General features: G+C 56.5%; 17 protein-coding genes and 3 pseudogenes. 9 read left to right on the forward strand and 11 right to left on the reverse strand.

Going from position 1 to position 26303, the window contains the following annotated elements:
- Positions 1 to 65: 65 nt before the first annotated feature.
- The 6 genes from F6X42_RS25075 to F6X42_RS25100 form a co-directional block, all read right to left on the reverse strand.
- Entirely contained in the window at positions 66 to 1499 is a 1434-nt protein-coding gene (locus F6X42_RS25075) for an NAD-dependent succinate-semialdehyde dehydrogenase (RefSeq protein WP_187636778.1), read from the reverse strand.
- 86 nt (positions 1500 to 1585) lie between these two features.
- The gene (locus F6X42_RS25080; protein ID WP_187636779.1) at positions 1586 to 1954 is read right to left on the reverse strand and encodes a cupin domain-containing protein; all 369 of its coding nucleotides are present in this window, start codon (positions 1952 to 1954) and stop codon (positions 1586 to 1588) included.
- Between the two features lie 188 nt (positions 1955 to 2142).
- Positions 2143 to 2745: a nitroreductase family protein gene (locus F6X42_RS25085; RefSeq protein ID WP_187636780.1), complete on the reverse strand. Its 603-nt coding sequence runs from the start codon at positions 2743 to 2745 to the stop codon at positions 2143 to 2145.
- Positions 2746 to 2895: 150 nt separating this feature from the next.
- Complete coding sequence (locus F6X42_RS25090; protein ID WP_187636781.1) at positions 2896 to 3813, reverse strand: LysR substrate-binding domain-containing protein; 918 nt, start codon at positions 3811 to 3813, stop codon at positions 2896 to 2898.
- A 199-nt stretch (positions 3814 to 4012) separates the two neighbouring features.
- Complete coding sequence (locus tag F6X42_RS25095; protein ID WP_116140882.1) at positions 4013 to 4513, reverse strand: flavin reductase family protein; 501 nt, start codon at positions 4511 to 4513, stop codon at positions 4013 to 4015.
- Positions 4514 to 4540: 27 nt separating this feature from the next.
- Entirely contained in the window at positions 4541 to 5866 is a 1326-nt protein-coding gene (locus F6X42_RS25100) for an LLM class flavin-dependent oxidoreductase (protein WP_102631013.1), read from the reverse strand.
- A 572-nt stretch (positions 5867 to 6438) separates the two neighbouring features.
- Between F6X42_RS25100 and F6X42_RS25105 the strand changes: the two genes are divergently transcribed.
- From F6X42_RS25105 to F6X42_RS25115, 3 genes and pseudogenes are all read left to right on the forward strand, one after another.
- Positions 6439 to 7728, forward strand: a complete 1290-nt coding sequence (locus F6X42_RS25105; protein WP_102630908.1) for an MFS transporter — start codon at positions 6439 to 6441, stop codon at positions 7726 to 7728.
- Between the two features lie 17 nt (positions 7729 to 7745).
- Complete coding sequence (locus F6X42_RS25110) at positions 7746 to 9035, forward strand: NAD(P)/FAD-dependent oxidoreductase (protein WP_102630907.1); 1290 nt, start codon at positions 7746 to 7748, stop codon at positions 9033 to 9035.
- A 116-nt stretch (positions 9036 to 9151) separates the two neighbouring features.
- Positions 9152 to 9505: pseudogene (locus F6X42_RS25115) on the forward strand (transposase); the annotation flags it as partial.
- A 278-nt stretch (positions 9506 to 9783) separates the two neighbouring features.
- On the opposite strand, the pseudogene F6X42_RS25120 reads toward F6X42_RS25115, so the two are convergent.
- The 4 genes and pseudogenes from F6X42_RS25120 to F6X42_RS25135 form a co-directional block, all read right to left on the reverse strand.
- Positions 9784 to 10864, reverse strand: a pseudogene (locus F6X42_RS25120) (gamma-glutamyl-gamma-aminobutyrate hydrolase family protein).
- 248 nt (positions 10865 to 11112) lie between these two features.
- Entirely contained in the window at positions 11113 to 12264 is a 1152-nt protein-coding gene (locus F6X42_RS25125) for a porin (RefSeq protein WP_116140878.1), read from the reverse strand.
- A gap of 447 nt (positions 12265 to 12711) precedes the next feature.
- Positions 12712 to 14133 carry an amidohydrolase gene (locus F6X42_RS25130; protein ID WP_187636782.1) on the reverse strand — a complete coding sequence of 474 codons (1422 nt, stop codon included), beginning with the start codon at positions 14131 to 14133 and terminating at the stop codon, positions 12712 to 12714.
- Positions 14134 to 14200: 67 nt separating this feature from the next.
- On the reverse strand, positions 14201 to 15529 hold the full coding sequence (locus F6X42_RS25135) for an MFS transporter (protein WP_187636783.1): 1329 nt from the start codon (positions 15527 to 15529) through the stop codon (positions 14201 to 14203).
- A gap of 305 nt (positions 15530 to 15834) precedes the next feature.
- Here F6X42_RS25135 and F6X42_RS25140 point away from each other — a divergent pair.
- Positions 15835 to 16115, forward strand: a pseudogene (locus F6X42_RS25140) (IS3 family transposase); the annotation flags it as partial.
- 169 nt (positions 16116 to 16284) lie between these two features.
- Here F6X42_RS25140 and F6X42_RS25145 read toward each other — a convergent pair.
- Positions 16285 to 17877 carry an FAD-dependent oxidoreductase gene (locus F6X42_RS25145; protein ID WP_187636784.1) on the reverse strand — a complete coding sequence of 531 codons (1593 nt, stop codon included), beginning with the start codon at positions 17875 to 17877 and terminating at the stop codon, positions 16285 to 16287.
- Positions 17878 to 19266: 1389 nt separating this feature from the next.
- On the opposite strand from F6X42_RS25145, the gene F6X42_RS25150 reads away from it, so the two are divergent.
- The 5 genes from F6X42_RS25150 to F6X42_RS25170 all read left to right on the forward strand — a co-directional run bounded on the left by F6X42_RS25150 (position 19267) and on the right by F6X42_RS25170 (position 26294).
- Positions 19267 to 20676, forward strand: a complete 1410-nt coding sequence (locus F6X42_RS25150; protein ID WP_102630902.1) for an amidase — start codon at positions 19267 to 19269, stop codon at positions 20674 to 20676.
- 272 nt (positions 20677 to 20948) lie between these two features.
- On the forward strand, positions 20949 to 21920 hold the full coding sequence (locus F6X42_RS25155; RefSeq protein ID WP_116148400.1) for an ABC transporter permease: 972 nt from the start codon (positions 20949 to 20951) through the stop codon (positions 21918 to 21920).
- Between the two features lie 3 nt (positions 21921 to 21923).
- A complete protein-coding gene (locus tag F6X42_RS25160) occupies positions 21924 to 22841 on the forward strand; it encodes an ABC transporter permease (RefSeq protein WP_116140869.1) in 918 nt (305 codons plus the stop codon).
- A complete protein-coding gene (locus F6X42_RS25165; RefSeq protein ID WP_102630900.1) occupies positions 22838 to 24493 on the forward strand; it encodes an ABC transporter ATP-binding protein in 1656 nt (551 codons plus the stop codon). Before F6X42_RS25160 ends, F6X42_RS25165 begins: the two co-directional genes overlap by 4 nt.
- A gap of 196 nt (positions 24494 to 24689) precedes the next feature.
- Positions 24690 to 26294 (forward strand): ABC transporter substrate-binding protein, encoded by a 1605-nt coding sequence (locus F6X42_RS25170; RefSeq protein ID WP_222945713.1) that lies wholly within the window; start codon positions 24690 to 24692, stop codon positions 26292 to 26294.
- The last annotated feature ends 9 nt before the right edge of the window (positions 26295 to 26303 follow it).

Here is a 26303-nt window from a genome sequence, read left to right on the forward strand (position 1 = left end):
TTTGATGGTTTGACTTGGCCCATGGCCTTACTTTCTGCGAAGGGATCCGGCCTCTACGTCGGTGATCAGCTTTTGATCGTGACGGCTTTGGTAACCAAATAAGGTTCCAACGCCTCAGGACCGCCTTCCGAACCGTAACCGGAATCCCCGACGCCGCCGAACGGCATTTCAGGCCACGGCGTAGCGCCCTGATTAATCCATAGCATTCCAACATTCAGGCGTTGCGAAAGCTGATGTACGCTCTTCACGCAATTCGTGAATGCGTATCCCGCAAGTCCATACGGAAGCCTGTTCGCTTCTGATATCGCTTCGTCGAGGGCATCGAATCCTCGTATCGCAGCGACAGGACCAAATGGCTCCTCATTGAAGATCGCGGCGGTTAATGGCACGTCGGAAAGCACCGTAGGCGCGAAAAAATTGCCTCGATCGCCGATCTCGTTTCCACCCGTCAACAACCTGGCTCCAGACTCACGTGCGTTGCTCACGACCTCTTTCATGGCCGCCAAGCGACGCTTATTTGCCAACGGCCCTAGCGACGTGCTTTTTTCCAGACCGTCACCTATTTGCAACTGTTCGGCATACGCGACCATCGCAGCCTCGAACGACCCGCGCAAGCTGTTATGCACGAGGAATCGCGTGGGCGAAACGCAGACCTGTCCCGCGTTTCTGAATTTTGCGGCACCTAAAACTTTCGCAGCCTCCTCGACATCAGCGTCTGCAGCGATGATGACTGGCGCATGACCGCCCAGTTCCATCGTCGTCCGTTTCATATGTCGGCCGGCCAGACTGGCCAGCTGCTTGCCGATAGCCGTTGATCCTGTGAACGTGACCTTCCGAACTGCTGGATGGGAAACAAGAAACTCAGAAACTTCCGCAGGATTCCCGAAGACGAGACCTAAAACGCCCCGAGGAACGCCTGCGTCCGAAAATGCCCGAATAAGCGCCGCCGGCGAGGCGGGCGTCTCTTCCGGCGCTTTCACAATGAAAGAGCAGCCCGTGGTCAGCGCGGCCGACAGCTTTCGAGCGATCTGATTAACCGGAAAATTCCAGGGCGTAAAGGCTACGACCGGTCCGACCGGTTCCTTCAACACGAGTTGTTGAACATTCTGACTTCGCGACGGAACGACGCGTCCATAGACGCGCAAGCCTTCATCAGCGAACCATTCGATGATCTCCGACGCCGAGAAGACTTCCGCCCGCGCTTCAGCAAGCGGCTTTCCCTGCTCTTGCGTTAGGAGGGAAGCGATGGTCTCGACGCGCTCCCGCAGAAGCATTGCCGCGCCTCTCATTATCCTCGCTCTTTCAACCGCTGCGAAGTTGCGCCATTCAGCGAAGCCCGCTTCTGAAGCGGATGCAGCGCGTTCAAGGTCCTCCTTTGCCGCGCAGGCGACCACGCCAATCCTTTCGCCGGTCGAAGGGCTGATCACATTGATGGTCGCTCCATCAAGTGCGTCACACCAAGTTCCGTTAATGAAAAGCTTGGTATCTGAATAGGTCATTTAACTACCTTCCGTCATAATGCAGCTCAACGCGACTTTGCGAAGACGCTTCGCGAGTCAACTTGCGACGTCGTTGGTGACGCTTCTCAGGTGAGAAGAACGTATATCTTTCGAACTGCCTCGGTGACTCTCAAAGTTCCTGAGAAGCCGGCGGGGATAACGCCCGTGTCGCCCTTGGAGAATTCAGTCTGTGGTGTGGTTTCGCTCTCGAGCGAGAAGGTACCCTCCAGGACGTGGAAGATCTCGTTGCGCTTTGATGGATAGACGAACTTCCAGGCGCCAACCTCTGCCTCCCAGAAACCGACACCCGGACGTGATGGTTCAAAGTCCACCAAAGGACGGCTGATTCTCTTCGGCCTACCAGCGATTAGCATTTCGTCAGCGGGATAGCTCATATTCTCCTGCAGCTGAGTCGGGTCGATCTTACAAACCCGTTCGAAAGTCAACTGTTCCATAGCTTCTCCTAATAAAAAGCGCTGTTACGTTGCCCGTGTCATAGGGCAACGCGTAAGAGACGGCGCATGCGGGCCCTTCGGGCACCTTCGTGCTTAGCTGCTGACACCTGGTCTGCACGCCGCCGCACGCCAGCTCCCATAGCCCGACGAGCCCGCACGCGTGGTTGAAAATGGCGCTTCTAAAACAGTTATGTTCCGTCCACAAAACGTCCTTCCGCCGCCATGTCGACCAGTGGTCGACGGTCACTCGGCACCTCCTTTGGCTGGAGAAAATGCGGAAGTAGCGCAGCATCCCCAGCCCGACCCACTGCTACGCAAGCTTCGATTGAAAAATCGTCTGGAATGCTCAGTTCGCTACGGATGTGGTCGCTGTTGATCCCTGCAAGAGCATGAGCGCCCCACCCTATAAGGCTAGCCTGCAACGCAAGAAACGCCCAGGCAGCTCCAGCGTCAAATGAATGCGTGGGCAACGATAGTTCCTCATCTTTTCCAGTTATCCGAAATGTCCGCTTTGACATAACCACAACGATCGCCGCGGCACGGACTGCCCACGAGCGGTTGAAGTCATTCAAAAACGAAAGAAACGAGTCCCAGTGATCCGTGTCCCGATGGACGTAAACAAACCGCCAAGGCTGAGAGTTATAAGAGGAAGGAGCCCAACGGGCGGCTTCGAGAATAGTGAGAACGGTACCCTCATCGATAGGATCCAATGTGAAGGCGCGAGGTGACCAGCGCTCGACGAACTGCGTATCGATTGGATAGCTAGGTATGCGAAGCGTTTTGATAGCCATAGTCAGAGCTCGATAACGATCTATTCGAAACCAAAAATAGACGCAACATTTGAGACGGATGTCTCAGGAGTCACGCCTGAGTCTTAACCTATTCAAGAAATCAATCGACACCGCCGGTGCCACCCCGGGGTTAGAAGAGTCTCTGCGGAGTCATACAGGAGGTCTGCAAGCTGCGGCCACCTCAGCGAACCATCGGTCACGACACTCCTTCATAAACAAAACAAATGTTCGCCCTACTTTCGACAACGGGCGAGACCTTGGGTATAGCAGTCCAACCCTGAAGGTAATGCAAGGGTCTACGAGACGAACCTCGACCCGATCAAGGTATCCGTGAACACTGAATGGATCGATAAGACCGACACCCATTCCCAGTGCGGCCAACTCGCATGTTGAGTGGGAGAACGAGGTATCGACGCGCATGACACGGTGTACGTCTCGCGATTCGAAAAGGCGATCAACATGCGGCCGGGCTTGATAGTGCGCCGTGGTGGAAATAAACGTACGCCCTTCGAAATCCGTCGGTGAAAGCATCGACTTTTCCGCGAGCTGGTCCCCCTTCTTCATGACGGCGTAGTAGGGAACATTACAGAATTCGTCTACTGAAAGGTCCTCGCGGTCGTAAGGTACTTCTGCAAGGCCAAGATCGATTCGTTCCGTCGCAATCCAGTCTTCCACCTTCGTGGAGCTTTGAACATCCAGTGAGATATCAACGTCTGGATGAGCTTCACAAAACCGGGCTATGACTGCCGGCAAAAAAGTTATTCCTAGGGCCGGCATGCATGCGATCGAGACGCTGCCTACGCGAAGTTTCCTCACATCAGCGGCAAGTTCCCCGATCTTTTGGTACGCACGAAATGTGTTCTCTACTTGCTCGTGGATCATCCTTCCTTCAGGCGTCGGCACCAGCCTGCCAGCAGCGCGGTTGAACAATGTCACGCCGAGCTCCTTTTCGAGCTCGGTGATCAAGCGACTCACCGATGGCTGAGACAGCCCCAGTAAGTCCGCAGCACCGTTTACAGTGCCGACCATCATAGTCGTGCGGAATGCTTCAAGTTGCCGGATGTTCATAGTTTCCCAGTTGATAGCCCACTTTTAACAGCCATCATCTATGTTTCGGACCAGCGTCGCAAGGATGTACCGACCATGGTGTTCTGACGGTCGGGCCTTCCTGGTGCTTCGCGGCTGGCACTACTCAATAAAGATTCGGTCACGATGAGCGATTACACTGGCCGACAATCCGTTCGACTTGAAGCACCGGCGTCCGCAGTCAAATAGTCAGAGGTGCGCTCCGTGCAAAACCGCGTTCGTGCCACAGAAGGCATCCCGCATCAGCGGTCTCATTAAATGCAATCTCTCTGATCACTCCAACGATGATGGAGTGGGTGAATCCGTCATGCTGATCACTGATTTCACAGTCCAATGCAACCGTTGCATCAGCCAGGACCGGTGCACCGGTCACGAGAGATGCCCATTGGTTGGAAGTGAAGCGGGCTTGCCCTTTAGTTTTGCGAAATGTGTCAACGACCCCGCAGTGCGCTGTCGAAAGGAGATTTACGGCAAAACTACCTGCCCTCAGGATCGCGTCGTGGGACGAAGCGCTCTTGTTCACGCAGACGATGACCGACGGCGGGTCGTCGGATAGACTGCATACCGATGTAGCGATGAGGCCGACCGGCTTTGCGTCGTGCATTGCGGTAATAACTGTAACGCCGGCAGCGAACAACGACATCGCCTGCTGGAAGTTAGCTCTTGAATCGATGGTTTGCATTTGGTCACCTGCCTGGACTATGACGGATCACGCAAGCTTGAAGATGCTGGGTTTGAGGCCAAGGTTCTCGCGCAGAGTTCGTCCTTCATAGCGATCCCTGAACAACCCGCGGCGGCGCAGTTCCGGGATGAGGAGATCACTAATGTCTTCCATGCCGCCCGGAAGGATGGCCGGGCAAAAATTGAAGCCGTCGGCGCCATCATTCTTGAACCACTCTTCCATCTCATCAACGATGTCGCTCGCAGTTCCAATCGCGAGGCGTACCCAGAAAGTCGATGCGACGCGCTGGTAGAGTTGCCGAATTGAGAGTTTCTCGGTACGAGCCATCTCCAAGAGGTTTGATGCGATGCTCCTGAGTTTCTGACCACCGATGTCCGGCACCGGCCCGTCAAGCGGATACCCAGACAGGTCGCCCAGTGCGTTATAGAGCGAGGCCAGACCACTCAGCGGGTGGATAAGCTCCTGAAGCTGGTCGAACCTGTCTTGCGCCTCTTGCCTGGTCTTACCTACGAACGGTGTAATGCCCGGCATGATTAGCAACTCTTCGGGCTCGCGACCATACTTCGCAAGCCGCGCCTTAAGATCGCCGTAGTAATCTTGCGCATGTTTCAGGTCGTGCGAGTTACTGTAAACCACATCCGCGCATCTAGCAGCAAGTTCACGTCCGGCCTCGGAAGCTCCGGCCTGCACGATGATCGGCTCTCCCTGCGGTGTGCGCGCCGAATTCAGTGGACCCCGCACCTGGAAGTGCTTGCCCTTGTGATCAGGAACGTGCAACTTGTCTTCGTGGTAGAAAAGTCCGCTTTCCTTGTCTCGGACGAACGCGTCATCCTCCCAGCTTCGCCAAAGGGATTTGACGACATCGACGAACTCGTCGGCTCGTTCGTACCGGTCCTCATAAGCAAGGTTCTCGTTCCTGTTGAAGTTTTGAGCTTCCTCATCTGACCATGATGTGACGACATTCCATCCGGCGCGGCCACCGCTGATGTGATCGATCGAAGCGTATTTGCGCGCGATGTGAAATGGTTCGTTGTACGTGGTCGAAGCGGTTGCCACCAGGCCGATATTTGACGTCGTCGCGCCCAATGCGGCGAGGAGTGTGATCGGTTCCAACTCAGCATTCCGCATGTCACGCGCAAGAGATCCTTTCGGATTGTCATTGGCGCGGATCCCGAGACCGTCAGCAAAGAAAACCATGTCGAGATGCGCTGCTTCCGCCTTGCGGGCCGTGCTCAGGAAGTACTCGAAACTGAGCGCGCCGTCCGCGGGCACGTCCGGATGCCTCCAGGCGGCCACGTGATAGCCGAGATATCGCATCGAGAGGCCGAGCCTCATTTTTCCGTCTTTGGTCATTGCAAGCGCTCCCATTCGTGGACTGTTCCGCCCGAAACATGGCGGTATGGGTGAATATTCGCGCTTCACCGTCCGATAAACAATGTCGCCAAAAGCGGCCGACTATTTGAAAAGTGGATAAGGGTATCCCCCTATTCTTCGGGTAAAGGCTAGACGGATGCGGTGTACTGCCTGCAACGCAGCCCTGCATCTCCGGCGGTCTGTGCAGTGCGCACCGGTAGCCGCCTTATCGACATCGACGTTGGAGATCGACGGCCAAGAAATGCTCGGTGCGCGAGGCAATGAGTTTGCCGAGTGAAGTCTGTCCGTATCCGGGGAAACCCTCTATACGAATTTCAAATACCAGACCCTTTTTGACGGCATTGTGTCGTTCACGTCGACGGCACACCATCCTACTCATGCCACCCGTGCATGGCCCGGCGGCGCAACGAATAACCACCGCAACTGAAAGACACCGATTTCGGCGGCGAATGCCAAGAAGCGATGTCTCTCTCTGCCGCTGCTGTCGCGACGCGACGCGCGGCGATACACCCGTTGGGCTGCTCGCCAGCACCGACTGCAAAGGAAACAAGATGCCGAACAGAGCCAACACCCTTGACCCCATCGTCTGCCCGAAGCCAGCAACAAGTTGGATGCGCGATGTTATCGCCGCAAACTTTGGCACATTTTTCGAATGGTTCGACCTGCTCGTCTACGCAATGTTCGCAATCACTGTGTCGAAGCTATTTTTTCCGACCGGCGACGAACAATCGGCGCTGTTGCTTAGTCTGCTCACTTTCGCAAGCTCATTCCTCATCCGTCCGGTCGGTGCGATCATCCTGGGCGTGGTCGCCGACAAACATGGCCGGCGTTTCACGTTAAGCCTCACGGCGTTTCTGATGCTGTGCGGCACTGCCTCGATCACACTTGTGCCCACATACGACAAGATCGGCGTGTTCGCGCCGGTAATTCTAGTCGCGGGACGCCTGCTCCAAGGCTTCTCAGCAGGCGGCGAATTTGGAGCGGCCAATTCATTTTTGACCGAACAGGATGCGAAGCGCAGGGGGTTTTTCGGAAGCCTGCAATGGTCGACGTCAGGTCTCGCCGTACTGGTGGCGTCGCTCTTCGCCTACTGCGTGAATCGCTATCTGTCGCCGCAACAGGTCGAATCGTGGGGCTGGCGTCTGCCATTCGCCTTTGGCTGTCTGATAGGACCGATTGGTCTCTATATCCGACGAAAGGTGAACGAGACGGTGGCGTTCGCGCAGGCAAGTGCAGCGGTTCGCAAGCCGTTGCGCGAAACGGCGCAATCCCATATGTCGAGCGTGCTCATGGGGGCGGTCATTTCAGGCGCCGGTGGCCTCGCTAGCTTTATGAACATCTACATGCCGACGTTCGCAATTCATAATCTGGGAGTCAGCAAGGACGCAGCCTTCCTGTCGTCGACGCTCAGCGGCCTCGTATCCGTCGTTTTCCCGATAATCGGCGGCATCGCAGCGGACCGGCTCGGCACCGTCAAGGTGATGCGTGCCGCGCTACTGTGCGGCATGGTGCTCATCCTGCCGCTCTTTTACATGCTCACGCGTGCGCCGAGCACCGCAACGTTGATCACATTCCAGTGCACCCTTTCACTGGTGTTCTACAGCTTCTACTACGCGCCGGTCGGCTCGTTGCTCTCACAACTGTTTCCTACGTCCTGCCGTACCACCGGCTCGTCGCTCGCCTACGTAATCGCGATGACGCTGTTCGGCGGACTCACGCCTGTCGTGACCAACCTTCTCGTGAAATTGACGGGCAGCATCATGTCGCCGGCCTATTACCTGATAGTGATTTCGACTCTGGCGCTCGTGGCTCTGATCGCCAGCCGCAAGCGCGTCAACTGACATATCTCCGAGCTAACATGCTGCCCATTCAAGAAATCACATTGAAACCCGAATTGCCCAAGCAGGTCTCCGTCGCAATTATTGGCGGCGGAATCATTGGAATCAGTTGCGCGCTTGCGCTGGCGCGCAAAGGTGTCGACGTCGCGGTGTTCGAAAAAGGCGCGATCGGTTGCGAACAGTCTTCACGCAACTGGGGCTGGGTGCGCTCCATCGGACGCGACATTAAGGAACTGCAACTGTCTGTCCTCGCTAACGAATTGTGGCAGTCAATCCAGTCGCAAATCGACGTGGGCTACCGGATGACGGGACTCGCATATCTTGCGAAAGACGAGTCGGAGATGGCGCTGCATCAAAAATGGATCGATGCATCCGGCGCCAGCGGTGTCCGCGTCAGCCTTCTCGGCAGGGCCGAACTCGCGAGCTTTCTCCCACAGTCGAGCCGCACATGGGACGGGGCGCTGTATAGCGCGACCGACGGTGTCGCCGAACCCACGATGGCCACACGCGGCATCGCCGAACTCGCTCGCGCGAGCGGAGCATCCATCTTCGAGCACTGCGCGGTGCGCGGCATCGACGTGTCGGCGGGGCGCGTGTCGGGGGTCGTGACCGAGCACGGCGTCGTGAAATGCGCCGACGTGGTACTGGCAGGCGGCGCATGGTCGCGGCTATTCTGCGGCAACCATGCAATTGAGTTTCCGCAACTCAAGGTCCATGCCTCCGTGCTGCAAACCGCACCTATCGACGCTAAACTGAATGTCGCAATCAACGGGGGCGACTTCACATGCCGCAAACGCTGCGACGGCGGGTACACAGTGTCGAAACTCGGTGCCTCGGTCGCCGACCTCACGCCCGACAGCATTCGCCTGAGCACGAAATACCTGCGGGCCTGGCTCAAAGAGCGCAAGTACCTGCGACTCCGTTTCGGACGCCCCTTTTTTGATGAACTGAAGATTCCGCGCCGCTTCAGCATTGACCGCCCGACGCCGTTCGAATCGTACCGCGTGCTCGATCCTGAGGCGAACAACGGAATGCTCAACGACGCAATGAATTGCCTGAAGCAGACCTTTCCGTCGTTCGCCAATGCGACGATTGCACGTACGTGGGCAGGTATGATTGACGTCACGCCCGATGCGCTGCCGGTTATCTCGAAGGTCGAGCAGATACCGGGTTTCTATCTCGGTTCCGGCTTTTCAGGCCATGGCTTCGGCATAGGACCGGCCGCAGGCGCTGTGCTCGCCGATCTGGTGACAGGCGATCGCACACAGGTCGGCATCGAAGACTTCGCCCTAAGCCGTTTTTGCTCGTAGGGATGGAGGTTCCTCCTTTGACGGCGGGACCCATAGCTCGCACGGCTATATACATCCGCCACCGAGACGCCTTCGAGCCCAATGGAGCTCGGTGTGCGCTCAGCGGAGCGGCGGAAATGCTTGGGTGCGGGTTCGAGACCCGACGCAAACGCACGCGACGCAACGAGTTTCTTGACACGATGAACACGATCGTTCCGTGGGCCGAACTGTGTGCGCGGTAGTCGAACTGTATTACCGGAAACGCGGGGTCGCCCGCCGATTCGTTCGGAGCCGATGCTGTGGATTCTCTTCGTGCAGCGCTGCTTCAATCTGGCCGAGCTCGCTTGCAAAGAGGCCCTGTATGACACCACCAGCCTGCGTCGCTTTGTGGGCATTGATCTGGGCTGGGAAGCCGTACCGGATGTGACAACGCCGTCAAGTCCGACGCCTGCTTGAAGCACCAACTCTGCGAACGGCTCTTCGCCGAGGTACGGGGAGTGTATCGACGCCACTGCCGTTGTCCGCGCGGTGCCGGCACCGCAGGACGGGCCGGGCCACCCGCGTACGTGCACACGGCCAACACCGACGACACGTCATATATCGCGCGGCGTGCAGCAACGACCTTTCGGAAGATTGCGTCGGACTCCGGCGGTCGAGTCGGAGACAGCCGGAGATCGTAAAAAGCAGCGTCGCCCCGGGTTCACCCCCTAGGGTGCTGCGATTCCCGATAACCCTTCACCGCCTGCGAGACGGGTAGCTCAGACACGCGTCACAGCCTCATATCGCGCGCCGCACGCAAAAACGTATCGAGCAGCGGCACGCAGTCGAGCAACTCAGGGCCGCCTGCGCGGTGGAACTCCGGGTGCCACTGCACGCCGACGACGAACGCCGCGCGCCTATAGCGGATTCCTTCGATGATCCCGTCGTCGGACGACACGGCCTCGATGTTAAGATCGCGACCGAGCTCACGGATCGCCTGACGGTGGATCGAGTTCGCGATCACTTCCCTGCGCCCCGGCAACATGCTCGCCAGCGTCGAGCGTTCCGGAAAGCGGATCGCATAACGGTGCTGGCTGTAGCGCTCACTCACGTGCGCGTTCGCGGTCGGCACCTCGGTCGCGATGTCCTGATACAGCGATCCGCCGAATGCGACGTTGATGAGTTGACAACCGCGGCACACACCGAGCACCGGCTTGCCCGACTCTACGAACTCGTGCAGCACTCGAGCGCGTACATGTCGTGCACCCGATCGCCCGGCCATTCCGGCCGTGCGTCGGATGCGGCGTAGGTTTGCGGCGACACGTCCGCGCCGCCTTGCAGCAGCCCATTGAGATGCTTCGCGTAGTCGCGCAGCCGGATGTTGCTCGGATGCAGCGTCCCTTGGTGCCCGACGGTCGGGATCATGAACACGAGGACGTCGCGCGACATCACACGGTGCGCAATCGATTCCTCCACATACTGCAGAGTCTTACCACGCAACCCCGGCGCGCCGGGCTTCGGATGGAAGATCCGTGCTGACACGCCGATGCGCAGCGTGCGCTGCGAGCTTCGCTGGCCAGCACGATCGAACACGCGCCGAGCGCGCGCCGCAATGATCCGGCCGAGCGCCGACCATCGCCTGTCGCTACGACGCAGGTACGTGCTGGTGCCGCCGACGCCGCGCCGGCCGGCGGTGGCCGCAATGATTCGAAATCCGGCTGCGCCGCGAAGCCCGGCGGCATGCTCGCCTTGGCCGCGGCGGCGGCCCCCGATCTGGCGAATAGCGCGGCGGCGGGTGATCCGGCGTTGGGCGGCGAAGTAGCCGAATCGGTAGTTGAACCGGCCGACGAAGCATCGGGGGCAGTAGCCAATGAATCTTCGGCGTCGGGTGCAACCAGCGCGGCGAAGTCGCCACCTGTCGCACACCGGCGTCAGTGGCATCGTGCGCGGGCACGGTCTGGACCGGTGATGCGGCGGACAAAGGCGTGGTATCGCTCATGACGAGGGTCTGGCTCGTCCTTTACGCGAATAAAGAGACCAGAGATATATATCTTTCAAAAGTACCACAGGTAGACGGAGCGCCGTCCACCCGTGGACCATTGTTCTGCATCTTTGGATGTCAGAATCGGTGACGCATACCGACAACCACCAGTGTCTGGGAGTTACCGTTTCCAGTCAGCCCATATGAACCGACCGACGCGACTGCATCAACGAGCCCTCCTGCGGCCGTCCGCTGCGTTCCGCTCGCATGCTGGTAAGCGGCAACCGCGTAGAAGTCCGTGCGCTTCGACAAGGCGTAGGTAGCGCCCGCCGTCACCTGGTTATACGTTGCAGACGTGTCACCTCCAGCGCGGGTGTAGATGTATCCGAGTCCGCCGAGGACACTGGGACTAATCTGATAGAGGGCATACACTTTTCCCGAATTGAAGTGCTGCTGCGATTTGAACGTCGACTGCGCGTCCGCGTTAAACGCCGCGTAGCTATACACAGCTCCGAGCGTCAGCGCAGAAAGCTGATAGCGGGCCGCTGCATGCGCTATTCCGATCGTTGCAGCAGTTTGATAGCCGTTGCTGATGGGTCCGTCAAAGATCGAATCCATCGTACCACTCCACGTGGTCCGAAGCTGTCCCGAGGCGGCCGCAGTATTACTTCCATGAAGATAGCCTGCCGCGATGCTCAATGCTCCGCCAGTGTAACTGGCTGCCGCAGAGTAGGTATTTCCTGACCCAGGCTGCCCAGCCACACCATTCAGTGCGTACAGTCCTTCAAACTGGATACCTCCAAACAAGGGGCTAACGTATTTGATTGCGTTCGAGATGCGCGCACTGTTGTCGTTGTTATCGACGTCTCCGGGAGTTGTGGCTGGAGATCCGAAGACGCTTTCGAGTGTCAACCCTTGAACCTTGTCAACCACCGGATCATACTGCCGCCCCAGCTTAAGAGTACCGACACTGGCGCTCGTGATACCGACCCACGACTGCCGGCCAAATTCGCGCCCACCTTGACCAAATGCGCCGGTGCCGACATTAAAACCATTTTCAATCTGAAAAATTGCCGCCAACCCACCACCCAGGTCTTCTACGCCTTTCAACCCCCATCGATCACCATTGAGATTACCGTTCATCATCGCATAGCGGCTGCCTTGATTGGTGTTGACGTAGCCAAAACCTGCGTCAATCAAACCGTACAAGGTAACGCTCGATTGCGCATGAGCCACGCCGACGAGTGCGGTTGACGCCAACACAATAGCAGCAGACTTTTTCTTGTGCATTTGATCTCCATCGATCATTGAAGAATGACTGTGCAGACTGCGACACAGTGACATGTTTTTATATGTTGTACTAAGTTAATAGTCTTCGACCAATCCCCCCGATACCCATTTGAATTTGAACTGACACGGTCGACAGCGCGTCCGAATCAAGGTGACTTCGCCGCAACCACGTTACGGCTGGATCGCGTCAAGGTCGAGCGTCGCTAACAGTCGTTGATCCATACAACGACGCCTGTTCCTGCGAACAACCCGCGACCCTGGTCGGCGCGCAGACACCGGTGCCGTATCAGCGACGTTCGTCCCCCACTCCGGAAGCCGAGCCGACGCATGGTAGACAGCTCGCCTCCAAGGAAGGAGCGTCAGACGCGGCGCGGCATCGGGGGGCCTGCAAAGAGCACTCCCGCACTGTGATTCGCCAGGCCGTCCGGGACTGCGACGGACTCCTTCTCAGTCGGCCTGTTGCGGCAAGCGGGGGCCCAGTTCGGGGGGCATCAGGCAGGTGAATGGGTCAAGTGCGCTTTGCCGCTGGAACTCATCCTTGACGGCCGTGCGGAGCCTATCGTCCGTCAAGACGTCCGCTCCGGTTGCCGCCATGACCTTCGCAGCATAGGCCAAACCCTTGCGCGCCGGATCCGAATTGCTCTGGGCGGTCCATTGCCAAGTGTGGGACGGCGGGCCAATGACATGGGTCGCCGCCAGAAGCTGCACTGTTGGCACCGTGCGACTCACATCACCAACGTCCGTCGATCCCATGACCGGCTCAGTGACGTCGCGCAACGGCCAGACTTCGTCACACAGCACCGTGTGCTCGCGCGGCGCGAGCTGCCACAACTCGTAGGAAGCAGCGATCGCTTTCGCCGAACAGGACGCCTGATAAGGCGCCGCGATTGCGCGGTCACGTTTGTCGAAGCCAGTAGGCCCCAACTTCGTCAAATTGGCGTGGAGCGCTTCTTCGAAGGGACGATTGCGAAGCAAGCTTGCGACCGCAGCGTGCACGTCTTCGCTCACCTCGGTCTCTGTCATCAACGCTGCGCCTTTGGCTACCTTGCGGACCCGTTCGGCTAGTTCGACCAATTCCGTCTGTTGGGCGGCGCGGATCGAATAACGTACCGTAGCGTGGCTCTGCACGACATTCGGCGCGATGCCGCCTGCATCGATGATGGCATAGTGTATGCGGGCATGGCTCGACATGTGCTCGCGCATATAGTTGACGCCGACGTTCATGAGTTCGACGGCGTCCAGCGCGCTGCGGCCGAGATGCGGCGTAGCTGCAGCATGGGCGGTGCGCCCCGTAAAGCTGAAGTCGATTCCGAGAGTGGCGAGAGAGCCAGAGTCCCATACCATGTTAAAAAAGGCTGGATGCCACGTGATGGCGGCGTCGACGTCGTCGAAGGCGCCTGCGCGCGCCATAAAAGCCTTGCCCGCTCCACCCTCCTCTGCTGGACAGCCGTAGTAACGCACGCGGCCTTTCAATCCGTTAGCCGCGAGATAGTCCTTCACGGCCGTCGCCGCCAAGAGAGCCGCGGCGCCAAGAAGGTTGTGCCCACACCCGTGTCCGTGTCCGTCCTTTTCGACCGGCGAGAACTCGGCCAGTCCGGCCGCCTGGCTCAGTCCGGGGAGCGCGTCGTATTCGCCCAGGAACGCGATGATGGGTCCGCCTTCGCCGGCCTCGCCCAAAACGGCGGTCGGAATGCCGGCGACATTCCGGACAATACGAAACCCCTCCTGCTCCAGCATCGCCACATGCTGGGTAACCGATCTGAACTCGTTATAGGACAGTTCCGGCGTTGCCCATACCTTGTCACTGAGCACGAAGAAGTCTTCCTTTTTTGCTTCGACGAGGTTCCAGATTTCTTCCGCGACTGCCATTGATATGCCTCTCTGCATCAGTTGAAAATAGGTTTGAAACTCTAGTCTTCCGAGGGACAGGCCGCCTTCAATCCAACACAACTCCATTCGCGTGACCGAACCGGTCAAGACCTTTTGGAAAGGCCATGATGGCAAAAAGCATGACCGCGCTTGCCATAACCGCATAGAACGCTGGAGAAGCGGGATTGCCGGTGTGTTTCAGCAACCAGGTGACGACAACCTGTGCGGTGCCACCGAAGATAGTGATCGGAACGGCATAAGTGACACTGAGGCCGAGAGCTCGCACGCGCGCCGGCAACGCTTCGCCAATCAGCATCAGAACCGAAGGTCCCGCTACGGCCGGCATGGCACTCATCAATACGGTGGCGATGAGCAAGGTCGGCACGCTATGCGAGAGAATAAGAAGGTGGTATGCCGGGTAGATTCCCGCGAGCAGGACCGTGTATGGAAGCGCCACTATGACCCGGACGTTATAGCGATCACAGAGCCACCCACCAAGCAGACCGAACACGATCAGCGACGCACCCAACACTATCGCCGAAAACATGCCGATATGCGGCGGCATTTTCAGTACCGCGATGGAGTATGTGGTCATGTAGAGCGCCACGTAGAAAACCGCGGTGCTAGCTCCGAGCATGGCCATGCCGGGCAAAATGGCTCGGCGATGGCGCCACAAATCGCGCCATGGAGTGGCCGTCGTATTCGCCTCACGGCTACGGCCATCGAAGGTCTCGGGCATCTGTTTGCGCAAGTAGAGCGCAACCGGGACGAGTAGGAGCCCAAGGGCGAACGCTAATCGCCATCCCCAACTCTGCATGTTCTCCGGCGCCAGTAGCGATGTGAACGTGACGCCGACAATCCCTGCGGCGAAACCCGAAATGCCCTGGCTGGCGGTCGACCAACTCGTATAGAAACCGCGTCGCCCCTCGGGGGCAGCTTCCATAAGGAATGCTACGGCCGGCCCGACTTCGCCGCCCAAGCCGAACCCTTGGATGAGCCGGCTGATGACCACGATGATCGGAGCGGCGACGCCGATGGTAGCCTGATCGGGAGTCAAGGCCAGTCCCATAGTGCCGACAATGATCAGCGCGATGGTAAGAAGCAAGGCCGGCTTGCGTCCGAGGCGGTCGCCGAGCCGGCCGATAAACAGCGCACCAAGAGGGCGAGTCACGAAACCCACCCCAAAAACTGCGACCGAAGCAAGAATTCCTGTCAGTCCGTCCAAGGATGGAAAGAAAGCCCGTGCTGCGTAGACCGCGAAGAACGAGTAGATCCCAAAATCATAGAACTCAAGAGCGTTGCCCGCGATCGCCGCAACAACCGCTCTCGTAGGCACTCGTCGTTCCGATTGCGCGAATCGCGAGTGTGGCGGCCGGCGCTCATCAAGCACAGTCATCTTCTGTCTCCATTGGGCGAATTCTTCGTTCGCGGTTCGTGATTCGTGATTCGTTGCTGTCCGCCACTAACGAATGCAGTGGCATCGATAGAAGTCTGCCTCGCTGATGTGAACGACACAATCCGGCCAAAATAGGTCAGGTATTTGGAACCCGTATAGGGTGCGCCTCGATACCGATTCTGGATCGACACGCCAGCATCCGATGCTTCACTAGGGTAGACTTGATACGTCCTTTGAAGTAATTCTCACAAAAGACCGTACCGACATTCGAACTGGCGAGCCACGTGAACACACCAGACGGAGCGTGTCACTACGTCAGCATTCAATACAGCCAACGACTGACTGAGGCTGGAATCGACCCGTCGGTCAGAAGCCGGCCGACGAGCGTGACAACGCGCTGCCTGAACCGATGAACGGCATCTACAAGACGGAACTGTTTCATCGCCGCGCCCCTTGGAAAACGAGGGAATCCGTCGAATAAGCAACGCTGGAATGTGTGGGCTGGCAAAACCATCATCGTCTGATGGAATCGCTCGGCTATCTCCCGCACGCTGGGGCTGAAGCAAGCTATTACAGGCAAGTCTGACGTGCCTGCATGTAGTTAAACCAACCAGCCTGCGGTTCAGCTCGCTTGCACGCATCCACAACACAGCGATGATCGGACTCTTGGATCGGAGCGACAATGACTGTGCGTGGAAAGCACATTCAGCGGATCCTCACATCGGCCACACAAACGGCTGTTAGCTTACTCAAAGCTATCCGGAATCATCTCCGTCTTTCCCGGCAATCGTACTCGTGAATGAGTCTTGTGAAGAACGTCGTCCGAAAAGCCTCTCACATTCGATTTTGAACGCCTCGATCTCTCGCCACTTCTCCGCAGAGGACAGGCCGCGCTCCGTCGCTAGCACGGACGCTGCTTGATCGATCTCAGCCTCGCTGAATTGATGCCGCCAACCAAGTCCGGTGCGCCGAAAAAGAAGATCCATGAGGGTCACGGCATGTTCTTTCTGTATGCCATGCTGGAGATCTGAAAGTCGTGTTGACAGTCCCGATACCAATGCGGGTGAACTGTCGCTTGCGGGCGGCTGCTTTGGCGCATAGTCTGGTCGTTGCCGTCGGTGCTGGGGTCTTAGCCGCTTTGCAACCGCCTTAGCCAAGAGGCGGCCGGCCGAACGATGGCTCAACACGGGCCCGGCGGTCATCGCGAGTACATTTGGCATACCGTCCTCAGTAAGGTCGTGGAGTTGCCGGGAACGATTCCCGAAAGGAACGGCTTTGTCATACGTCAGCGGCCTGACGCCTGCCCAGGTCAGCCGAACCTCCTTCTCCGAAAGCCCTATGCCTGGCATAAGACGGTTAGCTTCTTTGAGCAGCCAGGCCTGTTCCTCGTTAGTGACATGGATGTCCTCTTTGTTTCCCTCGTAGAGGGTCTCTGTCGGCCCGAAATAATGCAGGTCGTGCCAGGGAATACAGTAAAACGGTTCGCGCTTACTGTTCAGCGTTGCGACGCCGTAACCGGCGCAGGAGTTCGGGAGCTTGACAACAATATGCGTTCCCTTGGTCCCGAGCACGCGGCGTTTAGCGTTTGGCTCAGGCGTGGCGTTGACCTCGTCGATCCAAATGCCTGCTAGGTTAAGCACGATAGAAGCACTGACTTCTACGGTCGCACCGTCCAATTGATCCCTAAGCACGACTGGCCAGACGCCGCCGTCGCGACGCCGTCCGAGCGTGGCCAGGGTGTAATTGCGAACGACCGCCCCCATGCGTTCCGCGTCGAGGATACAATCCATGCATACTCGCTCGGGCCAGTCGAACTCGTACTCACGATACACCGCGACTGAATGGATACGGTCAAGATCACGCAATTCGTTCATCAGCGGCATATTACGCGCTTCGGCACCAGAGATACGGTGGTAATCAAGAGGCGGGTTGCGAGGACCGAGCAGTTTCAGAATAAGGAATGCAATATCCACTTTCCAGGCGCGATAGGGACCTTCCTGATAAATCGGGAAGGCGAACTGGAGCGGTCGAGTGCGCAACGATGACGTCTCGACGAACTCGGCCCGCGCCTCCATCGCTTGTTTCGCCATTTTCATCGCTGTCATAAAGCGCGTGGGATGCACAACAAAGTCCCAGATCGAACGACCTGGCGCCAAATAGCGCAGACCACAATGCAAAAGACGACTGGAGCGACTCGAAGTCCCCGAACCGAAGTCACCTTTATCGACGAGAAGGACGCTGTGACCCTGCCCAATGATTTCCTGGGCGGCGGCGGCGCCGTTAATGCCTCCGCCAATAATGACAACGTCGAAGGTCTCGTGGTCGAGAAATTTAAGCGGTGGTCGCACGACTTCTCTCCTTAGTCGCTCGTTAAACGCATGCATCACCCCAGCCGACCTCCCTTCTTAAATGGCGAGATACGATTGGCGAGATGGCTGCGTCGCGCCCGCAATCGCGGACAAACTTCTCAGTAAGTTCATCGGCAGTGACACGGCTACGAGACGGCAACGGCGAAATGATCGTCAGCCGTGAACGCAGGGCTCTGGCGCTAACGGAATTTCGCATTGAACTTATGGATGGAATGGTAGGCCGTGGATACATTTGAAACAATGTAGCCAATAACGGTTAGCTATTTGCAAAACAGATAGGCTTGGCCGCGCATCGTCAGCGACGACGCGCCTCCGGCGCAGTACGCGCCAGCGTGGTATCAACCGTGTGAGACGTCCGGGGTCGGTGTCCGGTTCAACTGCGCGACTTGGTCGAGCATGATCTTGCCCGGCAGGCCCAGCAGAGGTTTTCCTATCCGCCCTTTCAGCGCGACGATTGATCAATATGGCTTGTCCTCGCGTTGCGAGTGGCATGGAGTTTTTCACGTTTTGCCGGAACCGATGAGATGATGAACGGTGGCGCATAGCGCAGAATCGACCGCATTCCTATGCCGTAGATCCGTGCGCAAGCGCGAGCATCATCGCACAACGTGCTGACGAAATTTAGCAGGACACGTGCGGGGAGTAAGAGGTCCAAAGAAGACCGAAAGCATATCGCGGTTTGATACCGACTAATCGAATCCCGTCGTTTACATCGTCTGGAATGTATGAAGGATACTGCTCAGAACTCCCACGCTTCGTTGAGCGGACCTTAGGCGCACACCACGCGTCCGTACTGGGCAGACAATTTTGAGGCGAACAATACGAATAGGGAATACCCTTATCCACTATTCGAATACCTAACCGTTATTGGCCACATTGCTTCGGCCGCATCGCAGTCCTACCATCCGTCCCATAACACCTTCGCCAGAAACATGGGCCTACGGGACGGCTACTTGTTGGAAGTGGACAGTATTGAGAATCGTATGACATAGGTGCAAACAGAAGAGAACCGTTCGGATCTGATTCAAGGATGGCCTGCGGATATGCTCCATGGCACCGACAGATTCATCGCGGAGTGCTCCGACATCGCTGCGGATTTCAACATGGTTGCGGTCATCGAACGGGGCGGCAATATCAATTAGTGATTAGGGGGGAGCATGGTGCGATGCGAGACATTAAGCGACTTGAGATATCTCCTGGAGAAACAGGATCTCACAATTACGGACCATGACCTAAAAGTGTTGTGGGAAGCGGTGCCTCATGTGCTGCGCATTTGTGAATACTCCGGCGCCATTGAAAACAACGAAGCCGTCGAGCATTCCCATATTTTTACAGTGCTCGACAATTTAGCTGCATAGGGATCTTTTGATGCAAATACCTACGATTGCTGAAGCGTCGAACCTGATACACAAGCGCAAACTATCACCGGTCGAACTTATCGACGCGTGTTTAACGAGGATCGAGTCTGTCGACGCCAGCTTGAATGCATTCATTACAGTAACGGTGGACAGGGCGCGCCAAGAAGCGATTGAGGCCGAACACCGGATGATGAAAGGCGAGCTACGTGGAAGGCTGGACGGCATTCCAATCGGCCACAAAGATATTCTCTTCACGAAGGGCGTCCAGACTAGTGCGCATTCGAAACATCTCAAAGGTTGGGTGCCGGAAGGTGATGCTCACGTCGTGCGTTCGCTCGCGGATGCAGGCGCGATATCGTTGGGCAAACTGGCGATGCACGAATTTGCGCTAGGTGGACCGTCATTCGATCTGCCGTGGCCGCCAGCCCGGAACCCGTGGGATACACGGCGCTTCACGTCCGGTTCATCGAGCGGTACTGCCGCTGCCGTTGCGGCCGGCCTTATTTTAGGCGGTACAGGCACTGATACAGCGGGCTCAATCGCTGCGCCGGCGGCCCTATGCGGCGTTGTGGGGCTGAAGCCGACATACGGTCTATGCAGCAAACGGGGCATCTTACCGCTCGCGCCCTCCTTGGATCATGTTGGACCCTTGTGCTGGACCGCCGAAGATTGTGCGTTGCTTCTTGAGGAAATGGCCGGATATGACCGCGAGGATCCGGCCAGCGCAAAGCGAGCGCCTGCGGATCTCGCTGTGCGGGCTGAAGAAAACGTGCGAGGGATTCGTATTGGTATCGCGTCAGACTGGCATGAAACAGAACACCCCGTTACGCCCGCTGTCAAGGAAGGTCTGGATCGCGCAATCTCAGTTTGGACGGAACAGGGCGCACATGTAGACCAGGTGACGATGCCGCGGCTAGAAGAGTATCGGGCAACGTGTTTCGTGATCTTGACAGCAGAGGCTTATTCCGTTCACGAGAAGGCGTTGCGCTCCAACCCATCTGACTTCGGCGAGCAGCTAAGACTTCGACTATTGCTAGGCGCAACACTCAGTGCCGCCGATTATGTCAACGCAGTCAGGCAGCGCAGACGGTTATGTATGGCAACGGCTGCCGCAACTGCCGACGTGGACGTGATTGTTACCGCGGGTGCAGCCAATGGAGCTCCATTCATGACGGATGTGCCCAGGTGGGGTGATCTGGAAAAACCAGGGTTTTACGAACCGTTCAATATCACTGGTTGGCCAAGCATCGTCTTCTGCTCCGGATTCGGGATAGACCACATGCCAGTGTCCGTTCAGATAGCAGCAAAACCGTTTATGGAACACAAACTTATCCAATTAGCGGCGGCCTTCGAGAAGGCTACAAACTTTCGCAACATCCGCCCGCGCATCACTAACGGACAAGCACGCGCTTTCTGTTGATCATTTTCCGCTTTCCGCGGAGTGCCTTGATGGAATGAACCAAAAACGAAATTCGATCACGGATCCGAGGCTCACCCTCATTCGCGATACCTCTCGGAACGGCTTCGAACGTCTCGACCGGAAGCCATCGTATGCCATGGGAAGTTGGTTCCAAGGGCCACTCGGAGCCCAGAGCCGACGAGGGTCCAACTTCGCACGCAGCAAAACAGGCCATTTACCGACTATCTCGCGGGCAAATGGCGACAGGTTGGAACAGGATAAAGGACAGTGACGTGAGAAAACTCTCGATCTTGTTACTGCAACGAATCGTGCTAGGCGTGGTGACAGCACTTGCAGTTTCGATGGTCATATTTTTTTCTGTGCAAATGCTGCCGGGAGATTTCGCTAGTGCCATACTCGGACAATCGGCCACTCCAGAAACAGTGTCAGCGCTGCGAACGCAACTTGGACTTGCTCAGCCATCGCCGTTGCGGTACGTGCATTGGATCGAACACCTCTGCCGCGGGGACCTCGGATTCTCTTTCTCAGGATGGTCGCCAACGGGCGGTCGATCGGTTTCTGGAATCGTGCTTCCTCGTCTCGGCAACACCCTGTTCCTCGCATGTCTAACCGCTCTCATAGCCGTTCCGGTTTCATTGGTTCTTGGGATCACGGCCGCGATCTACCGAAATTCCTGGTACGACAGAGTAGTGAATTTGATAACACTCGGCGCCATCTCGTTTCCGGAGTTCTTTATCGCGTATCTCATGATTCTTTTCATGAGCTCGAAGCTCGGGATTTTTCCGTCAATAGCGTCAATTGGCCCCGACTCCTCGCTCGTACATAGGTTTTATGTCACTCTCCTTCCAGCGCTCACACTGACGCTCATTGTGACGGCTCACATGATGAGAATGACGCGTACTGCAATTGTTTCGCTCTTGACGCAATCATACGTCGAGATGGCCAACCTGAAGGGTCTCCGGCGCACGCGGATCATTGCATTGCACATTCTTCCAAATGCAGTTGCGGCGATCGCCAACGTCATCGCGTTCAATCTCGCCTATCTGGTAGTTGGCGTTGTCATCATTGAAGTGATTTTTGTTTACCCCGGCATGGGCCAGTTAATGGTGGACTCTGTGGCCAGCCGCGACATTCCCGTGGTTCAAGCTTGCGCGCTTCTTTTTGGTGGTATCTATATCGTCCTAAACCTGTTCGCTGACGTCGCTTCAATACTAAGCAATCCTAGGCTCCTGCATCCGAGATAACTCATGAATACAATCCATCACGCGTCAACCCAGCCGGATTCGTCGGCTGGTCTCGATCAGAACTCTCGTACTGACCGAATTATCGCTTTGATGTGTTCGTCGCCGGCGAACGTAAAGATCGCCACGACGATACTTCTATTGGTTTTCTCGGCAGCAGCCCTTGCCCCGATAATTGCACCCTACAGCCAAACCCAAACGTTTGATGCCGTTTTAGCACCTTGGAGCAGCCAGTTCTGGTTAGGTACAGATCAGTTGGGACGAGACGTCTTTAGCCGCCTTCTTTTCGGTGGTCGAAACAGCATCCTCATCGCAGTAGCAACCACAACGCTTTCCTTTTCCGTTGGGGCGACGGCCGGTTCCCTTTCTGCGATCCGCGGTGGCTGGACAGATCAGATCATGAGTCGCGTGAACGACATCCTAATGGCAATCCCGACTTTGATCTTCGCCCTGATGCTCCTGTCCGTATTCGGTACAAACGTACTCAACCTTGTGCTGATCATTGCTTTTCTCGATGCCACCCGGGTCTATCGTCTTACTCGGGCCGTTTCAGTCAACGTTGTAGCAATGGAATTTGTCGAGGTTGCCCGTCTGCGGGGGGAAGGCTGGATTTGGGTCATGCGGCGAGAAATTCTACCCAACATCATCCCGACTCTTGTAGCAGAGTTTGGAATACGCTTTTGCTACGTTTTTCTCACCGTCGCTGCGCTCTCATTTTTAGGTGTCGGTATTCAACCGCCAACCGCGGACTGGGGATCAATGGTCCGGGAAAATGCTTCATTGGTGGGATTCCTGGATAGCGATCCCATGCTTGCGCTAACGCCGCTCATTCCGGCGTTCGCGATAGGCATGGTGACTATCTCGATGAATTTGATAATAGATTGGACTCTTCAACTCGTTGGCGGATTGAAGGAAACGCGATGACCAATAGGAACCTGAGTGAAAGCGATGTGATTCTTCACGTGGAAGGCCTTGTGATTGACGGTTTCAGCAAAGGTCAATGGCATAGGATTATCGACGACATTGATCTTCGTGTACATCGCGGTGAAGTCGTAGGTCTGATAGGTGAATCGGGCTCAGGCAAGTCGACGCTGGGGCTGGCAGCCATGGGTTATGTGCGGCCGGGGTGCAGAATCGTGAGCGGAAAGGTCGAGTTCTTGAACAGAAACCTTGTCACCGCGTCGGAGTCGGAACGACTGAACATCCGCGGATCACAAATCACCTATGTCGCCCAGAGCGCCGCAGCTTCCTTCAATCCATCGCAGAGACTCATACGGCAGACAGTGGAAAGTGCTGTGGTCCATGGCATCAAGACCCGTCGCAATGCGGCCCGGGATGCCAAGGATATGTTTCGCGCGTTACTGCTTCCTGAACCCGAACAGATAGGCAGGCGCTATCCACACCAGGTATCCGGCGGTCAACTGCAGCGAGTGATGACAGCGATGGCAATGTCGCCGGAACCGAATCTGATCATCTTTGATGAACCCACAACCGCTCTCGATGTGACGACGCAGATTGAGGTATTGGCCGCGATCAAGGATGTCGTTGAACGTTATCACGTGGCCGCTATTTTCGTCACGCATGACCTCGCGATAGTGTCCCAAATGGCTACACGTCTTATGGTTCTTCACAAGGGAAAATGCGTAGAGGAAGCGCCCACGAGAGAGATGATAGATGAGCCGAAACACGAGTACACACGCTCATTGTGGGCTGTACGGTCGCTGGAAAAACCGTTCGTTGCCAATCAATCTCGAGAGGTTTTTCTCAAACTAGAAGGCGTTTCAGCGCATTACGGCAGCGTCAAGGTTCTTGATCAAATAACCATGACTATCCCCAAAGGGAGGACTGTTGCAATCGTCGGTGAAAGCGGATCGGGTAAAAGCACGATAGCTCGGGTTATTGCAGGTTTACTGATTCCAAGTAGTGGTGAGGTTGTGCTCGAAGACCGAATTCTTCCTAGTTCTTATGTGAATCGCTCCCGCGAGCAGCTCCGCCGCGTACAGATGATTTATCAAATGGCCGATACTGCACTGAATCCGCATCACACCGTGCGGGATATCCTTGCTCGTCCGCTCGCGTTCTATTCAAAAATCACCGATCCCGAGCTATCCAGACGAGTGTCAGATCTACTCAAGAAGATTGAACTCGATGATAGCTTCGCCTCGCGTCGGCCATCTGAGCTTTCTGGTGGCCAGAGGCAGCGCGTAAGCATCGCCCGTGCTCTTGCGGCTAGTCCTGAGCTCATCATCTGCGACGAAATCACCTCAGCCCTCGACCAGGTCGTGCAGGAGGGCGTACTTAAGTTGCTGATGAAACTGCAGAGGGAGTTCGGTGTCACGTATATCTTCATTACACATGATCTCGGCGTAGTAAAAGCCATCAGTGACGAAGTGGTGGTAATGCAGAATGGGCGAATAGTTGACCAGGGAAGCAAGGAGGCCATTATGGCCCCACCATATGCTCCCTACACCGAATTGCTTCTTTCATCAGTTCCGCAAACTGACCCTGGATGGCTTGACTCGACGATCAGTCAAAGGCGGCCGAAGGGTTCCACAAGACTTAAGTCTTCGGTTTAACCGTCGCGGGTCATACAGACCATAGGCGTGGTTCAACCAGAGGGAGCTGCGCAAGTTGGGAAATTTCATCGCTAATTGGAGCGAAACGGCATGAGCAATCCGCTCGGCGCTTGACCGGACGTAAGAGACGGTTGTTTTTCACTTTAGCTCGCACATTCCAAAAACCCGCAATCCATTCTACGCACAACGAGGAAATATGAATAACGAAATGGGCTATAAACTGGAGCTTCTCTTGCGAGACGTCTCCAGATCCCAAGTTTCCCGCAGACAATTTTTGCAAACATCCGGGGCGCTCGGGCTAGGTGCGACTGCCCCTTCTTTGTGGGCACAAACTGCATACGCCACGCCGAAAAAAGGAGGGACCTTCCGCGCGGGGCTAAGCGACGGCAGCACGACCGATTCGCTTGATCCGGCAACGACAGCCAGTCTGTACATGATCCAGTTGCGGTATGCATTTAGAACATACCTGACTGAGATCACTCCGTCCAACCAGGTAGGGCCGGACTCGGCTCAATCATGGGAGTCGTCGCCCGATGCCAAGGTATGGAAGTTCAAGCTCTTTCGCGGCCAGCAATTTCATAACGGCAAGACATTAACTGCGAGCGACGTCGTAGCCTCAATTAACTACCATCGACGGCCAGGTTCCACATCTGGCGCTAAGACCCTCCTGAAGGACATCGCGGACATTAGCGCTGATGGTGTTGGTGTTGTCGTTATCAAGCTGAGCGCCGGCATGGCAGACCTACCTTATCTCATGGCAGACTACCACTTCCCGATCATGCCCGGAGACGGTAATGGCGGGATTGACTGGGGATCGGGAATAGGCGCTGGACCGTACAAAATTATCCGCTTCCAGCCCGGTATAGGCGCAGAACTAACACGTCATGACAGGTATCACAGACCTGACCAGGCGTACTTTGATGCGCTTCACCTGATGGTATTGAACGACGTCAACGCTAGGCAGACGGCGCTGCTCAACAACGAGGCCGATGCCATCGTAAGCCTTGACCTGAGAATCTTACCTCTTCTGAGTCGCAATCGGTCAGTCGCAATCGACGAGGTCGCGGGCGGTAGCTACAACGGGATGCCGATGAATTGTCTGTCATCGCCGTTCAAGGATCCGAATGTCCGACTCGCGCTGAAATATGCGTTAAATCGCGAAGAAATCGTCGCGAAGATTATGAACGGTCACGCGACGGTGGGAAACGATCAACCAGTGAGCCCGATCATGCCCTACGCCGCGAAAATTCCGCAACGTCACTACGATCCCGACAAGGCTAAGTTCTATCTTCGAAAAGCAGGACTCGATTCGCTTAAGGTTCAACTTTCGACAAGTGATGCTGCAGGCGCTAGCGCCGTAGACATGGCAGTTCTGTTCGCGCAGGGCGCATCGAAGGCAGGGATCGACATCGGAGTGGTCCGGGAATCTGCTGACGGTTATTGGTCAAATGTGTGGTTAAAAAAGCCGTTCGTCGTTGTCAACGCCGGGCAAAGACCAACACCGGACGTTGTGTTCTCGCAGTTCCTTGAGGATGGCGCTGCGTGGAATGATACGCACTGGCACAATGACAGGTTTCAGTCGCTTCTTCTGACGGCGAAGTCAATGCTCGATCAGAAAAGGCGTTCTGAGATATACGCAGAGATGCAAGCCATCTGTAGCGACGACGGAGGTTATTTGATTCCGTTCTTCGCAAACAAGGTTAGCGCACGCAGAAGCAACGTGAAGCATACCAAAACAATTTCCAGCGCATGGGAGCTTGACGGCGGGCGAGCATATCAACGATGGTGGTTCGGGGATTGATGATCTCTT

This window comes from Paraburkholderia podalyriae, assembly GCF_014397785.1.
In the GTDB taxonomy this organism is placed as follows: Bacteria; Pseudomonadota; Gammaproteobacteria; order Burkholderiales; family Burkholderiaceae; genus Paraburkholderia; species Paraburkholderia podalyriae.

Bases quoted from the DNA above. Each gene is read 5' to 3' on its own strand.
- F6X42_RS25075 (WP_187636778.1), bottom strand. From the start codon at position 1,499: ATGACCTATTCAGATACCAAGCTTTTCATTAACGGAACTTGGTGTGAC.
- F6X42_RS25080 (WP_187636779.1), bottom strand. From the start codon at position 1,954: ATGGAACAGTTGACTTTCGAACGGGTTTGTAAGATCGACCCGACTCAG.
- F6X42_RS25085 (WP_187636780.1), bottom strand. From the start codon at position 2,745: ATGGCTATCAAAACGCTTCGCATACCTAGCTATCCAATCGATACGCAG.
- F6X42_RS25090 (WP_187636781.1), bottom strand. From the start codon at position 3,813: ATGAACATCCGGCAACTTGAAGCATTCCGCACGACTATGATGGTCGGC.
- F6X42_RS25095 (WP_116140882.1), bottom strand. From the start codon at position 4,513: ATGCAAACCATCGATTCAAGAGCTAACTTCCAGCAGGCGATGTCGTTG.
- F6X42_RS25100 (WP_102631013.1), bottom strand. From the start codon at position 5,866: ATGACCAAAGACGGAAAAATGAGGCTCGGCCTCTCGATGCGATATCTC.
- F6X42_RS25105 (WP_102630908.1), top strand. From the start codon at position 6,439: ATGCCGAACAGAGCCAACACCCTTGACCCCATCGTCTGCCCGAAGCCA.
- F6X42_RS25110 (WP_102630907.1), top strand. From the start codon at position 7,746: ATGCTGCCCATTCAAGAAATCACATTGAAACCCGAATTGCCCAAGCAG.
- F6X42_RS25125 (WP_116140878.1), bottom strand. From the start codon at position 12,264: ATGCACAAGAAAAAGTCTGCTGCTATTGTGTTGGCGTCAACCGCACTC.
- F6X42_RS25130 (WP_187636782.1), bottom strand. From the start codon at position 14,133: ATGGCAGTCGCGGAAGAAATCTGGAACCTCGTCGAAGCAAAAAAGGAA.
- F6X42_RS25135 (WP_187636783.1), bottom strand. From the start codon at position 15,529: ATGACTGTGCTTGATGAGCGCCGGCCGCCACACTCGCGATTCGCGCAA.
- F6X42_RS25150 (WP_102630902.1), top strand. From the start codon at position 19,267: ATGCAAATACCTACGATTGCTGAAGCGTCGAACCTGATACACAAGCGC.
- F6X42_RS25160 (WP_116140869.1), top strand. From the start codon at position 21,924: ATGAATACAATCCATCACGCGTCAACCCAGCCGGATTCGTCGGCTGGT.
- F6X42_RS25165 (WP_102630900.1), top strand. From the start codon at position 22,838: ATGACCAATAGGAACCTGAGTGAAAGCGATGTGATTCTTCACGTGGAA.
- F6X42_RS25170 (WP_222945713.1), top strand. From the start codon at position 24,690: ATGAATAACGAAATGGGCTATAAACTGGAGCTTCTCTTGCGAGACGTC.